Source organism: Microbacterium meiriae, assembly GCF_032364335.1.
GTDB lineage: Bacteria > Actinomycetota > Actinomycetes > Actinomycetales > Microbacteriaceae > Microbacterium > Microbacterium meiriae.
Map to the genome: position 1 here is coordinate 1,132,755 of NZ_CP133984.1, position 13,154 is coordinate 1,145,908.

Below are 13,154 nucleotides of genomic sequence, written 5' to 3' on the forward strand. Positions count from 1 at the left end.
CTCGGGTCACCCGGTGTTCTGCAGGCCGGCGGCGACCCCGCTGACGGACAGGAGGAGCAGGCGCTGCTGTTCGGCGTCGGCCCCCGATCCCTCCGGCTGCTCCGGCGCCGACCGGAGAGCGCGGAGCGCCCGCAGCTGCAGGAGCGAGAGGGCGTCGACGTACGGGCTGCGCAGCTGCACGGCCCGCTGCAGCACGGGCTTGTTCTCCAGCAGGCCCTCGCCACCGGTGAGGCGGATGACCCAGCGGCGGGTGAGCGCGAGCTCGTCGAGCACCAGGGCGGCGAGGTCGTCGCGGTCGCCGAGGGCGAGGTACTGCCGGGCGATGCGCTCGTCGGTCTTGGCGAGGCTCATCGCGACGTTGTCGACCATCGTGCGCAGCAGCGGCCACTCGCGGTAGGCCTCCGCCAGCAGCTCCTCGTCGCCGACGGCCTCGAGCGCGGTGCCGAGCCCGAACCAGCCCGCGAGGTTGATGCGGGCCTGCGTCCACGCGAACACCCAGGGGATGGCCCGGAGGTCCTCCAGCGACTCGACCGAGAGGCCGCGGCGGGCGGGTCGCGAGCCGAGCGCGAGCAGGCCGATCTCCTCCATCGGGGTCACGGTGGCGAACCACGGGGCGAAGCCCTCGGCCTTGACGAGCGCGAAGAACCGCTCGCGCGAGGCGGCGTCCATGGTCGCGGCGACATCGGCGTAGCGGGCTGCTGCGCTGCTGGTGCGTTCCTCGACCGTGGGGGACGAGGCGAGCAGCGTCGCCGCGGCGACCTGGTCGATGTGCCGCATCGCGATCGCGGGCTCGCCGTAGCGGGCGAAGATGACCTCGCCCTGCTCGGTGAGCTTGAACCGGCCGTCGACCGAGTGCGGGGGCTGCGCGAGGATCGCCGAGTTCGCGGGACCGCCGCCGCGGCCGAGCGCACCGCCGCGGCCGTGGAAGAGGGTCAGTTCGATGCCGGACTCCTGCGCCCAGCGGGCGATCTTCTCCTGCGCCGTGTACAGCGCCAGGTTCGCGGCGACGGGCCCGACGTCCTTGGAGGAGTCGGAGTAGCCGAGCATGACCTCCAGCCGGTTCCCTGTTGCGGCCATCCGCTCGCGGAACTCGGGGAAGGTGACGGCCTCGGCGAGGATCTCCGGGGCGGCCTGGAGGTCGGCGAAGGTCTCGAACAGGGGCACGACGTCGAGCACCGGGGCGTCGTCGCCGAGCGCGTGGCGGGCGAGGCGGTGCACGTTCGCGAGGTCGGAGGCCGCCTGTGTGAAGGAGACGACGTAGCGGCCCGCGGCGCGAAGCCCCCGGTCGCGCTGGATGTCCGCGATCGCGCGGAACACCTCCAGCACCTCCTCCGTCTGCGTGCTGATCGCCCCGCCGGCCTCCAACTCGGCCAGAGCCTTCGCGTGCACCTGGGAGTGCTGGCGCACCTCGAGCTCCGTGAGGTGGAAGCCGTAGGTCTCGACCTGCCAGATCAGGTGCTGCACGCCCCCGAAGGCGTGGCGGCGGGCTCCGGCGGCGACGAGGGAGGACTGCACGGCGCTCAGCTCCGCGAGCAGCTCTTCCGGACCGGTGTAGCCCTCGTCGTCTCCGCGGCGGGTGGCCGCCACGCGGCGGGCCATGACGAGGACGACGCGGCGGTGCGGCTCGTCGGGCGAGCGGGCTGCGAGTTCGTCGGCGACCGCCGGCTCTGCGGCCGCGAAACGCTCCCAGAGCGCGATGACGTCGGTGCTGGGCGGGGTGTCGTCGGCGGCGAGCGTGAGGGTGCGGCCGATCCGGTCGAGTGCCCGCTCGAGCCCACGGAGCACGTGGTCGGAGGCGATCTGCGACGCCTCACGGGTCACGGCGGCCGTGACGAACGGGTTGCCGTCGCGGTCGCCGCCGACCCAGGAGCCGATACGCACGAACGCGGGGACGACCGGAGCGCTGGCGCCGGACTCCTCACCGCGGAGGGCGTCGTCGATGCGGCGGTAGACATGCGGGACCGTGGTGAACAGCGTCTCGTCGAAGACGCCCATGACGGTGCGCACCTCGTCGGTCGGGGAGGGCTTCTGTGCCCGCAGCGGCGCCGTCCGCCAGAGGGTGTCGATCTCCTCGAGCATCCGGCGGCGGGCCCGGTGCTCCTCGGAGCCGCCGACGCTCGCCGCGTCGTGCTGGGTGAGCAGCTCGGAGAGGCGGCGGATGCTCGACGATACGGCGCGTCGACGGGCCTCGGTCGGGTGCGCCGTGAAGACCGGGTGGAAGCGCAGGCCGTCCAGACGCCGGCGGGCCTCGTCGTCGCCGACCTCCTCGCGCAACCGCGCGTACGCCCCCGCGACCGTGTCCGTCGCCTGGGTCCCTGAGCCTGTCGAAGGGCCCGAGCCTGTCGAAGGGCTCGGCTGTCCCGCCCGCTCCCGGAGCACGCGCACGCGCTGGTGCTCCTCGGCGAGGTTCACGAGGTGGAAGTAGCAGGTGAACGCCCTGGCGACCTCGTCGGCGCGGGCGATCGTGAAGGAGTCGGCGATCGCCGCGGCGCGGTCGAACGCGTCGGAGCTGTGGTCCTCGTAGGCCTGGATCGTCGCGAGGCGCAGGCGCTCGACGTCCTCGAAGAGGTCGTCGCCGCCGGCTTCGCGGAGCACCTGGCCGAGGAGCTGGCCCAGCATCCGCACGTCGGAGCGCATGGCATCGGGGATGCCGCGACCGGCTTCGAAACGACCGATCACGCGGATGGCCTCGGTGGGCGTCGGCTCGGAGAAAGCGGGGGAATCGGGGGTCACCCTCCGAGAGTAGCCGGGTGGATCGGGGTGTCCCGCACGCATGACGACCGTGTGACATCCCGGCCTACGATGGACGGGATGCGCATCACAGCGAACCCCCTCCGCGGGCAGCAGTTCCCCGCCGTCCTCCTGCTCGTGGCCGCCGGCCTCGGCCTCCTCTTCGCGAACCTGCCCACGCACGACGCGATCGCCGGACTGCTGGAGACGCATCTCGCGGTCCCGGGGACGGCGCTGGACCTCTCGATCGCGCACTGGGTGTCGGACGGCCTGCTCGCGATCTTCTTCCTCGTCGTGGCGATCGAGCTGCGGCACGAGCTCACCCACGGCGAGCTCGACTCCCCGCGGAAGGCTGTGCAGCCGGCCATCGCGGCGACCGGCGGCGTGCTCGTGCCGATCCTCGTGTACCTGCTGATCGCGGGCGGGCCGGAGACGGCGTCGGGCTGGCCGATCCCGACCGCCACCGACATCGCCTTCGCACTCGGCGTGCTGGCGATGTTCGGTCGCGGACTGCCCTCCCGGGTGCGGGTGTTCCTGCTGGCCCTTGCGATCCTCGACGACATCATCGGCATCATCTTCATCGCGGTGCTCTTCGCGCACGACGTGCAGTGGCTCCTCTTCGGTCTCGCGATCGTCGGGGTGGCCGTGTTCTGGTTGCTGAGCCGCCTGCTGCATGCCACCGGCCACACACTCGTCGCGGTCGCGATGGCCGTCGTCGGCGTCGTCACGTGGGGCCTCGTCGCCTCGTCCGGCATCCACGCGACCATCGCCGGCGTGATGCTCGGCCTCGTCATGGCGCCGGTACCCGCCGGACGCACCCGGCATGCGCTGGAGCCGACCGTGAACGGGGCGATCCTGCCGCTGTTCGCGTTCGTGGCGGCGTTCGTCGTGATCCCGGCGGTCTCGCCGACGGCTCTGTCCCCGGCGTTCTGGGCGATCGTCGTAGCGCTGCCGGTCGGGAAGATCATCGGCATCTCCCTGTTCGGCTGGCTCGCCATGCGCATCCGGCCGAAGGGCGCCGACCCGGCGCTGCCCTTCGCGGACATCGTCGCCGCTGGCGCCCTGGGCGGTATCGGATTCACCGTCTCGCTCCTGCTCGCGAATCTCGCGTTCGAGGGCGATGCGGTCATCCGGGACCAGGCGATCCTCGGCGTCCTCGTGGGCTCGCTGCTCGCGCTCATCCTGTCCGGCATCGTCGTCACCCTGCGCGCCCGGTGGTACCGTCGCGCTGCGCCCATCCCCGCGTGAGCCGGAGTCCGGAGGAAGCATGACCAGCGAGCAGCGAGGACCCGAGGGCATCGATGATCCCCTGCGTGCGGCCGCGGAGACCATGCGCACGGTGCGGGAGCGGTGCGTGTGGTCGCAGCGCATCACGCATCGCGATCTCGTGCCGTACCTCATCGAGGAGTCCCACGAGGTGATCGACGCGGTCGAGGACGGGTCTCGCGCCGACCTCCGCGAGGAACTCGGCGATCTGCTGTGGCAGGTGCTCTTCCACGCCGCCATCGCGGCGCAGGATCCGGACGACCCCTTCGACATCGACGATGTGGCCCGCACGCTCACCGAGAAGATGGTGCGGCGGCACCCGCACGTGTTCGGCGACGAGGTCGCGGAGACGCCGGAGGAGGTGCTCGTGCACTGGAACGCCGCCAAAGCGGCGGAGAAGCGCACCCGCCGCAGCGTGCTCGACGGGATCCCGCGCGCGATGCCGGCCCTCGCCCGCGCCCAGAAGATGTCGGGCCGTGCCGCCGGTGCCGGCGTGGTGCCCACGCATCCGTCCGCCATGCGCCCGTCTTCGGAGGAGGAACTCGGCGATGCCCTGCTCGCACTCGTGGACACCGCCAGGGCCGAGGGCTGGGACGCGGAGCGCGCGCTCCGGGAACGGCTGACGCGCCTGGAGGACGAGGTCCGCGCCGCCGAGGCCGGCTGACGCGACGCGGACACCGCCGCCGACCTGGGAAGATGGACGGGTGGCTACCGTGAACGCGCCGCGCGGTATGCGCGACTTCCTCCCCGCCGACAAGGCCCGCCGTGAGCGGGTGCTCTCCGTCATCCGCGACCGCTATCGCGCGCACGGATTCGATGAGATCGAGACCCCCGTGGTCGAGGAGTACGACCGGCTGCATGCCGGCATCGGCGGCGACAACGAGAAGCTGTCGTTCAACATCCTGCGCCGCGGCCTGGATGCGGAGGCCATCCGCGCCGCTGCCGATGACCCCGCCGAGCTCTCCGATCTCGGCCTGCGCTACGACCTGACGGTGCCGCTCGCCCGCTTCTACGCGAGCAACCGCGGGCAGCTCCCCGGTGTCTTCCGGTCCATCCAGATCGGGCCCGTGTGGCGGGCCGAGCGCCCGCAGAAGGGGCGCTACCGCCAGTTCGTCCAGTGCGACATCGACATCATCGGCGACGCGTCGGCGCGCGCGGAGGCCGAGCTGCTGGCGGCCTCGCTCGACGCCGTCGACGCGCTGGGTCTGGAGGGCGCGAGCGTGCGGATCAACGACCGCCGCGTCCTGGAGTGGATGCTCGAGCACTTCGGCTTCACCGAGGACGAGCGCCCGCAGGTGCTGATCACGATCGACAAGCTCGACAAGATCGGACCGGAGGGCGTGGCCGCCGAGCTCCGCGAGCGGGGGGCGACGGCCACGGCGGTCGACGCGTTCCAGGCCTTCCTCGGTCGCCCGCAGACGCTCGAGTACCACCCGTTCGGCGACAGCCAGATCCGCAAGGCGCTCCCGGACGGCGCGCCGGACGAGCTCGTCGCCCACCTCGTCGGCATCGGCGAGGCGGTCGCGGCGGGGCGCGGGCAGGACGACATCCCTCTCGTGTTCGACCCCTTCCTCGTGCGGGGCATGGGCTATTACACGGGGACCATCTTCGAGCTCGCGCACCCCTCCGTGACGTACTCGCTCGGCGGCGGTGGACGGTACGACGGCATGATCGGCCGGTTCCTGCAGCAGGAGGTCCCCGCGGTGGGCTTCTCCCTCGGCTTCGAGCGCCTGGTCGACCTCGTCTCGACGGATCCGGCGACCGCCGCGCAGGCCATCGTGCTCGTCCACGACGCCGCCGTCCCCGTGGCGGAGCTCGTGGCGCACAAGACGGCTCTCGTCGCCAAGGGCGCGCGGGTGCGACTCGAGCAGCGGACGAAGAACCTCAAGGCGCTGCTGGAACGGTCGGCGGCGGACGGGTACACGCACTTCGCGAGCGTGCGACCGGGAGACGACGAGCTCGAGGTCAAGACGCTGGCCTGAGTCGCCCCCGTCGGAAGACGCGTTCACCGGGCGTTCACGACGGTCGGCTCGAATCGGGCCGTGCGCCGCCTGCCTCTCCTCACCGTCATCGCGCTCGCCGCGGTCCTGCTCGTGGGCGCCCGCGCGGTCCTCGACCGGCAGGCCGCCGTCGCGCGCCGGCGCATCGGGAAGCCGCTGCGGGAGCAGTCGCTCGACGCCGACCGGGTCTGGCGCCCAGGGCTCGAGGGCGAGCCGCTCGACCTCCTGCTGCTGGGCGACTCCCTCGCCGCCGGGCTGGGAGCGGCACGGCGGAAGGAGACCCTCGGGGCGCGGCTCGCGAAGGCGACGGCACGCCGACTCGGGCGTCCGGTGCGGCTGCGCACCGCCGCGGTCGTGGGCGCGGAGTCGCGGGATCTCGCCGGGCAGATCTCCCGGCTCCCCACGGACTATCGCCCCGACGTCGCCGTGATCGTGGTCGGCGGAAACGACGTCACCCACCGCCTCCCGCCCGCGGAGTCGGCACGGCATCTGCGCGAGGCCATCGTCCGCCTGCACGCGCTCGGCGCCCGCGTCGTCGTCGGCACCTGCCCCGACCTCGGCGCCCTGCGTGCCGTGCCCCAGCCGCTGCGCCGCATCGCCTCCGGTCTGTCCCGGCGGCTGGCCGAGGTGCAGGCGGAGGCGGCAGGCCGAGAGGGCGCGGAGACGGTCGACCTGCGGCGCGCCGTGGGGCCGATGTTCTTCGACGAGCCCGAGGAGATGTTCAGCCTCGACCGCTTCCATCCGAGCGCCCTCGGCTACCGCCGCACCGCGGAGGCGCTGCTGCCCGCGGTCGAGCGCTCCGCCGTGGCCGCTTTCAGCTCTCGGCGCCCTCCGGTGCCGCAGTGAAGGAGGCAGCCCACGCGGCCACCCGTCGGGCGCTCTCCTCGTCGGACAGATCCTCCACGCGCGTCATGATCGACCACCGCACGCCGAACGGGTCGCGGATGCTCGCGTAGCGGTCGCCGGAGACGAACAGGGACGGCGCCTCGCGGACGGTCGCCCCCGCCGCGACGGCGCGCGCGACGACGGCGTCCACATCCGGGACGTAGAGGCCCATCGAATAGCAGTCGTCGTCGCCGGAGGGGGCGGGCACGAGGTGGTACTCGGGACTGGGTTCGCCGAGCTGCAGCCGGCCGAGTCCGAAGTCGAGGTCGGCGTGCGCGACGGTGCCGCCGAACTCCGTGACGTCGACCACGCGGGCGCCGAAGACGTCCCGGTAGAACTCGACGGCGCGGGCGGCGTCGGGGATCGCGAGGAAGGGGGTCAGCGAGGTCGCGCTGTGGGGGCGGCCGTCGGTCGTGTGCGCGCCGGTCACGCCGGCCGGAGGTGTCTGATCCGTCATGTCGCCACGGTAGGACGGGGAGGGCGACAGCCGCTTGAAGATCCGCGACACGTCCTCGACGACACGTCGGTGGCGCGCTCTACGCTGGGGGCCATGGTGGACCGGACGCGCGGAGTGCTCTACCCCGCGCGGCTGCCCGCGTTCCATCGGCTGCCCCCGCCCGAAGACGCCGCCGCGCTCGTCGCCTGGTTCTGGATCCCGGAGTGGAGCCTTCCGGAGGGCGAGGTGTCCCGGCAGGAGATCGTCGCGTATCCGGCCGTCAACCTCGTCGTCGCCCCCGAGGGCGTGTCGATCTCGGGCGCCACGACACGGGCGTCGACCAGGGAGCTGCGGGGGTCGGGGTGGGCTGTCGGCGCTCTCCTGCGCCCGGCGGCCGTCGTGGCCCTCACCGACGACCCGCCGGGTCTGATCGACGCGGAGCGGTCCTTCGACGCCCCCGATCTGCACGAGGGGGTGACGGCGGCGATGCGGTCACAGCCCGGGCGACGGGAGCGCGCCGTCGCGGTCTTCTCCGCGTGGCTGTCTCAGCGCGTCGGCCCGGTCGGCGCGGTGGGGCGGCAGGCCAACGCGATGCTCGACGTGCTGCTGGGGGAGGGGGCGGCGCTGACTCCGGAGGAGGCGGCGACCCGACTCGCGGTCTCGGTGCGCACGCTGCAGCGGCTCACGCACCGCACCGTCGGGCTCTCGCCGGGCGCGATCATCCGCCGCCGCCGGTTGCAGGAGGCGGCACAGCGTCTCCGCGAGGAGCCGGAGACGGATCTCACGTCGCTCGCCGCCGCGCTGGGGTACGCCGACCACGCCCATCTCACGCGCGACTTCGCGGCCGTCCTCGGTCTGCCACCCCGCGACTATCGCGCGGGTGTCTCCGGCTGAGACCGATCAGGGCCGCCCGCGCTGCGGCCACCGCATCCGCAGGGCCCGTCCGGCGATGCCGAGCAGCACGACGCCTGTGCCGAGGAGCGAGGCGAGGACGGGGAGCGTGCTCACCAGCACGAGACAGCCGAGCGCTCCTCCCACCTGCAGCATCCGCGGGTAGCGTCGGGCGGCCCCCTGCTGGCGGAACGCGGCGGCGTTCGCGATGAGGTAGTACAGCAGCACGCCGAAGGACGAGAACCCGATCACCTCCCGGAGGTCTCCCACGAGCACCAGCCCGATCACGATGACGGCGAGGGTGATCTCGGCACGGCGCGGCACCTGGTGCCGGTCGTCGATACGGGCGAGGACCCGAGGGAGATCGCCTTCCCGCGCCATGGCGAGCGTCGTGCGGCCGATGCCGGTGAGCAGGGCGAGCAGCGCGCCGAGGGAAGCGGCCGCCGCGGCGATCCGCACCACGGGGGCGAACGCCGACCAGCCGGCCGCGGTCAGGACGTCGGCCAGGGGCGCGGCCGCTCCCCGCGCGTCGCCGCCGAGGACGAGGAGCACCACGAGGCCCACGAGCGCGTAGACGACGACGGCACCGCCGAGAGCGAGCACGATCGCGCGCGGGATCGTCCGCGCGGGGTCCACCACCTCCTCACCCATCGTCGCGATCCGGGCGTAGCCCGCGAAGGCGAAGAAGAGCAGTCCGGCGCCCTGCAGCACCCCGTAGACGGTCGCGTCAGGCAGCGGTGCGGGCGAGGCGGTCGGGGCGGCGCCGAAGCCGACCGCCACCACGACCGCGAGCCCGAGGAGGGAGCACGCCACGAGGATGCGGGTCGCCAGCGCCGTCCGGGTCACGCCCAGGCAGTTCACGACCGCGAGGGCGGCGACGGCGATCACGGCGACGGGGGTCTGCCATCCCGCCGGCGCGGCGTAGGCGGCGAAGGTCATGGCCATGGCGGCGCAGCTCGCGATCTTGCCGATCACGAAGCTCCATCCGGCGACGAAGCCCCACCACGGTCCGATCTCCGCCCGCGCATAGGCGTACGTGCCGCCGGCGACCGGGTGCACGGCGGCGAGCTGCGCGGAGGCGGTGGCGTTCGCGTAGGCGACCGCGGCGGCGATCGCGAGGGCGACGAGCGTCGCGTTTCCGGCGACGTCGACGGCCGGACCCCAGACCGCGAACACGCCGGCGCCGATCATCGATCCGAGGCCGATCGCTACGGCGTCCGGCAGCGTCAGGCGGCGGGCGAGGGGCATCCGGTCATCGTCCCACGCCGGGGTGAACGGCGGGTGACGGGTCATCCCCGCGCGGCGGTGACGCGCTTCTTCTCGCGGATGTAGACCTCGCGGCGCACCTTCGCCACGACGTCCCCGTGGCGATCGGTGATGACGGTCTCGAACCACTCGAGCACCTTGGCCCCGCCGTGGGCGCGCTGTCGCAACTCCTCGGCCTTCTCCCGCGTCACCTCGAACTCCGCGGTCAGCACCCCACGCCCCGGCTTGAGGAACTCGATCTCGCCGCGCGTGTCCCATACGACGTAGTCCCGCCCGAGCTGGTGCATGACGAGCATGAAGAAGTAGGGGTCGGTCATCGCCGACATCGACCCGCCGAACGCGGTCTTCACATAGTTGCGGGTGAGGAGGTTCACGTGCAGCTCCACGGTCGCGCGCGTCCAGTCGTCGCTGAACCGGCGGACACGGATGCCGCTGCACAGGTTGGGGATCCAGAGGCTCATGCCGAGGGCGAGGCGGCGGGGCGTGATGCGCATGAGGTCAGTGTGGAGGATGCGCGCGGCTGCGACGAAGACGACTGGAGGGTTGGCACAGTTGTTCTAGTTCACATAGAATAACTAGAGAAGGGAGGCGCCATGCTCATCCGCGTCGATGTCGACAGTCCGCACGCGCTCTACGACCAGGTGGCCGCTTCGGTGCGCGCGGACATCCTCTCCGGCGCCCTCGCGCCCGGCGATCGTCTGCCGGCCGCCCGCGACGTGGCGGCCGCGCTCGACATCAACCAGCACACCGTCCTGCACGCCTACCAGCGCCTGCGCGACGAGGGCCTGGTCGACCTCCGGCGGGGCAGGGGCGCCGTGATCGCCGCCTCCGCCGCGCCCCTCGCGGAGCTCTCGCACGAGATCGACGGGCTGATCCGACGGGCCGCCGCCCTGGGGGTCTCCGCCGACACTCTCGCCGGAATCGTCCGCACGCACCGCGCAGAAGCCGAACCGCCCACTCCCGCCGCGACTCCCCAGGAGGCCCCCGATGACGACGCCTGACCCCACTCGCACCCCTCCGGCCACCCTGCGCCGCGCGCGACGGGCCTTCGTCCTCGTGGCGTCGGTCCTCCCCGTGCTCATCGTCGCGATCTCCGCTCTCGTGCTGATGACCTGGCTGCCGTCATTCCCCGCCGACGTCGCGATCCACTGGGGCGTCGACGGGGCGGACGGGTTCGGCCCGGCAACCATCTACCTCTGGGTGCTCCTCGGGGTCGGTCTCGGCATCCCGGTGCTCCTGACCATCACGACGCTCGTCGCCGTCGGGGCGCACTGGGGCGCCACCGCCCGGCTGCTCGGGGCGACCGCAGCCGGCATGTCGGCGTTCGCGGCCGTGATCTGCCTGGGTTCCCTCGCGATCCAGCGCGACCTGCCGCCCGCCGGTGACGTCCCTGGCATCGCGGGGGTGATGGGGCTGGCCTTCGCGGCCCTGCTCGGCGTGGGCGCGATGGCGTGGTTCGTGCAGCCGCGCGTCCGTGCGATCCCCGGCGCCGCCCTCACGCCGCGACACGACGTGCGGGTCGGCGAGGGGGAGCGCGTCGTGTGGGTGGGGACGACGACCATGCCCACCGGTGCTCTCGTCTTCCTGCTGCTCGTGCTGCTCGGGCTCGTGGCGCTCGCCGTGATCATGGTCGTCACCCGAACCCCGATGGCCTGGGTCTCGGCCCTGGTGGCGCTCGTCGTCGGATTCGCGCTGGCGGCGACCACGTCGTTCCGGGTGCGTGTCACGCCGGACGGCATCGACGCCCGCGCCGTGATCGGGTGGCCTCGCAGGACCATCCCGGTGGCGGAGATCGTCTCGGTCCGGGCCGTGCGCATCTCGCCCTTCGGGGAGTTCGGCGGCTGGGGCTGGCGTCTCGCCCCGGACGGCCGCAGCGGGATCGTGATGCGGCAGGGGCCGGCGATCGAGGTGCATCGCCGCGACCACGGTCCCTTCGTCATCACGATCGACGGCGCGGAGGAGGCGGCAGCGCTCCTGCAGACGTACGTGGACCGGTCTGCGGGGCCTGCAGTCTCCGGGGAGACGGAGAGGACGGAGCGATGACCACCACGACACCGACGCGTGTCCCGTGGCGCGCCGTCCTCATCTTCACCCTCACGGCCTGCGGGCTCGCCGCTCTCGTCTGCCTGCCCCTCTGGCTCGGCGACGGCCTCGCCGAGCCCTTCGCGGGGGCGATCCTTCCCGTGATGATGTTCACCCCGGCGGCCGCGGTGCTCGTCGTCATGCTCACCACGGGCGTGCCGGAGAAGGGCGTCCGCGCGCGCTTCCTCGGGATGTGGCCCCTGCGGCCCGCGAAGCGCGTCGTCGGGCTGCTGGTCGCGGCCTGGCTCGTGCCGCCGGTGCTCGTCGCCCTCGGCATCCTCCTCGCGGCCGTGCTCGGGTGGGTGCGGCTCGACCTCACCTTCTCGGCCTTCGCGGATCAGCTCGCCCAGGCTCTTCCCCCGGGGACGCCGGTGCCGCCGGTCGGCGTGGTCGTGTTCGCGCAGCTCGCGGCGATCCCCGTCGGCGCCCTCGTGAACAGCGTGCTCGCCTTCGGGGAGGAGCTCGGGTGGCGCGGCTGGCTGCTCCCGGCGCTTCGTCCGCTCGGCACCTGGCCGGCGCTCCTGCTCACCGGAGCGATCTGGGGGCTGTGGCACAGCCCCGTCATCCTGCTCGGCTACAACTTCGGCCGGACGGACGTCACCGGCGTGCTGTTCATGATCGGCGGCTGCGTGGCGTGGGGGGTGCTGTTCGGCTGGCTCCGGCTGCGCTCCGGCTCGCTGTGGCCGGCGGTCGTGGCGCATGGATCCCTCAACGCCGCCGCGGGCATGATCATGATCGTCGCCGCCGTGCAGCCCGACCTCGCCCTGGCCGGGCCGCTCGGCGTGGCGGGCTGGATCGTCGCCGCCGTCGTGGCCCTCGTCCTGGCGCTCACCGGGCAGTTCCGCCGTCAGCCGGAGCTCGCCGCGCCGCGGACCCCTCCGGCCCCGCCGACGCTTGACGGCCGACCGGCGCCGGGGGTTGGCTGAGCACATGGAATCCACTCCCGCCGCCTGGGCCCGCGCCGACACCTTCCTCGCCGACACGCTCGTGGGCACGGACCCGGCCCTGGAGGCGACGCTCGAGGCGCAGCGGGCCGCGGGGCTCCCCGAGATCGAGGTCGCCCCGGTCGCGGGGAAGCTGCTGAACCTCCTCGTGAGGATGAGCGGTGCGCGCCGCGTGCTGGAGATCGGCACCCTCGGCGGCTACTCGACGATCTGGATGGCGCGAGCGGTGGGACCGGACGGACGAGTGGTGACGATCGAGGCGGAGGCCGACAACGCCGCCGTCGCCCGCGCGAGCATCGATGCCGCCGGGGTGGGGGATCGGGTCGACATCCGGATCGGGCGCGGAGCCGACGTGCTCCCGACCCTCACCGGCGCCTTCGACCTGGTCTTCATCGACGCCGACAAGGAGTCGAACACCGTCTACCTGGACTGGGCCGCGAAGCTCGGTCACCCCGGCACCGTGGTCGTGCTCGACAACATCGGCCGCGACGGCGAGATCGTCCGCGACGACTCGATGGACTCCAAGGTCAACGGCACCCGCGCGGGCCTGCGGATGCTGGGGGAGGACCCGCGCTTCGACGCCACGGCGCTGCAGACGGTCGGGATCAAGGGGTGGGACGGCATCGCGCTCGCCCTCGTCGTGTGACTCCGGTG

At 73.0% G+C, this 13,154-nt stretch carries 13 protein-coding genes; 9 read left to right on the forward strand and 4 right to left on the reverse strand.

Annotated elements, in window-relative coordinates; all coding sequences use genetic code 11:
- Positions 1-6: 6 nt before the first annotated feature.
- Entirely contained in the window at positions 7-2,637 is a 2,631-nt protein-coding gene (locus RI211_RS05380; protein WP_396654935.1) for a phosphoenolpyruvate carboxylase, read from the reverse strand.
- 174 nt (positions 2,638-2,811) lie between these two features.
- On the opposite strand from RI211_RS05380, the gene nhaA reads away from it, so the two are divergent.
- The 4 genes from nhaA to RI211_RS05400 all read left to right on the forward strand — a co-directional run bounded on the left by nhaA (position 2,812) and on the right by RI211_RS05400 (position 6,842).
- Positions 2,812-3,978, forward strand: a complete 1,167-nt coding sequence (gene nhaA / locus RI211_RS05385) for a Na+/H+ antiporter NhaA (RefSeq protein WP_259952122.1) — start codon at positions 2,812-2,814, stop codon at positions 3,976-3,978.
- 19 nt (positions 3,979-3,997) lie between these two features.
- On the forward strand, positions 3,998-4,660 hold the full coding sequence (locus RI211_RS05390) for a nucleoside triphosphate pyrophosphohydrolase (RefSeq protein ID WP_315637505.1): 663 nt from the start codon (positions 3,998-4,000) through the stop codon (positions 4,658-4,660).
- A 67-nt stretch (positions 4,661-4,727) separates the two neighbouring features.
- Positions 4,728-5,978 (forward strand): histidine--tRNA ligase, encoded by a 1,251-nt coding sequence (gene hisS, locus RI211_RS05395; RefSeq protein WP_315637518.1) that lies wholly within the window; start codon positions 4,728-4,730, stop codon positions 5,976-5,978.
- Positions 5,979-6,038: 60 nt separating this feature from the next.
- Positions 6,039-6,842: an SGNH/GDSL hydrolase family protein gene (locus RI211_RS05400; RefSeq protein WP_315637506.1), complete on the forward strand. Its 804-nt coding sequence runs from the start codon at positions 6,039-6,041 to the stop codon at positions 6,840-6,842.
- On the opposite strand, the gene RI211_RS05405 is transcribed toward RI211_RS05400, so the two are convergent.
- The gene (locus RI211_RS05405) at positions 6,811-7,338 is read right to left on the reverse strand and encodes a VOC family protein (RefSeq protein ID WP_315637507.1); all 528 of its coding nucleotides are present in this window, start codon (positions 7,336-7,338) and stop codon (positions 6,811-6,813) included. The two genes, RI211_RS05400 and RI211_RS05405, sit on opposite strands and share 32 nt — an antisense overlap.
- 93 nt (positions 7,339-7,431) lie before the next feature.
- On the opposite strand from RI211_RS05405, the gene RI211_RS05410 reads away from it, so the two are divergent.
- Complete coding sequence (locus tag RI211_RS05410; RefSeq protein WP_268777797.1) at positions 7,432-8,211, forward strand: AraC family transcriptional regulator; 780 nt, start codon at positions 7,432-7,434, stop codon at positions 8,209-8,211.
- Between the two features lie 6 nt (positions 8,212-8,217).
- On the opposite strand, the gene RI211_RS05415 is transcribed toward RI211_RS05410, so the two are convergent.
- Positions 8,218-9,456 (reverse strand): APC family permease, encoded by a 1,239-nt coding sequence (locus RI211_RS05415; RefSeq protein WP_315637508.1) that lies wholly within the window; start codon positions 9,454-9,456, stop codon positions 8,218-8,220.
- 41 nt (positions 9,457-9,497) lie between these two features.
- Positions 9,498-9,968, reverse strand: coding sequence for a PaaI family thioesterase (locus tag RI211_RS05420; RefSeq protein WP_187663573.1), 471 nt, complete (start codon positions 9,966-9,968; stop codon positions 9,498-9,500).
- A 99-nt stretch (positions 9,969-10,067) separates the two neighbouring features.
- Between RI211_RS05420 and RI211_RS05425 the strand changes: the two genes are divergently transcribed.
- The 4 genes from RI211_RS05425 to RI211_RS05440 are packed head-to-tail and all read left to right on the forward strand — an operon-like array spanning position 10,068 to position 13,146.
- Positions 10,068-10,475 (forward strand): GntR family transcriptional regulator, encoded by a 408-nt coding sequence (locus RI211_RS05425; RefSeq protein ID WP_187663574.1) that lies wholly within the window; start codon positions 10,068-10,070, stop codon positions 10,473-10,475.
- Complete coding sequence (locus RI211_RS05430) at positions 10,462-11,517, forward strand: DUF1648 domain-containing protein (RefSeq protein WP_315637509.1); 1,056 nt, start codon at positions 10,462-10,464, stop codon at positions 11,515-11,517. Before RI211_RS05425 ends, RI211_RS05430 begins: the two co-directional genes overlap by 14 nt.
- On the forward strand, positions 11,514-12,482 hold the full coding sequence (locus RI211_RS05435; protein ID WP_315637510.1) for a CPBP family intramembrane glutamic endopeptidase: 969 nt from the start codon (positions 11,514-11,516) through the stop codon (positions 12,480-12,482). Before RI211_RS05430 ends, RI211_RS05435 begins: the two co-directional genes overlap by 4 nt.
- A 4-nt stretch (positions 12,483-12,486) precedes the next feature.
- Positions 12,487-13,146 (forward strand): O-methyltransferase, encoded by a 660-nt coding sequence (locus RI211_RS05440; RefSeq protein ID WP_315637511.1) that lies wholly within the window; start codon positions 12,487-12,489, stop codon positions 13,144-13,146.
- The last annotated feature ends 8 nt before the right edge of the window (positions 13,147-13,154 follow it).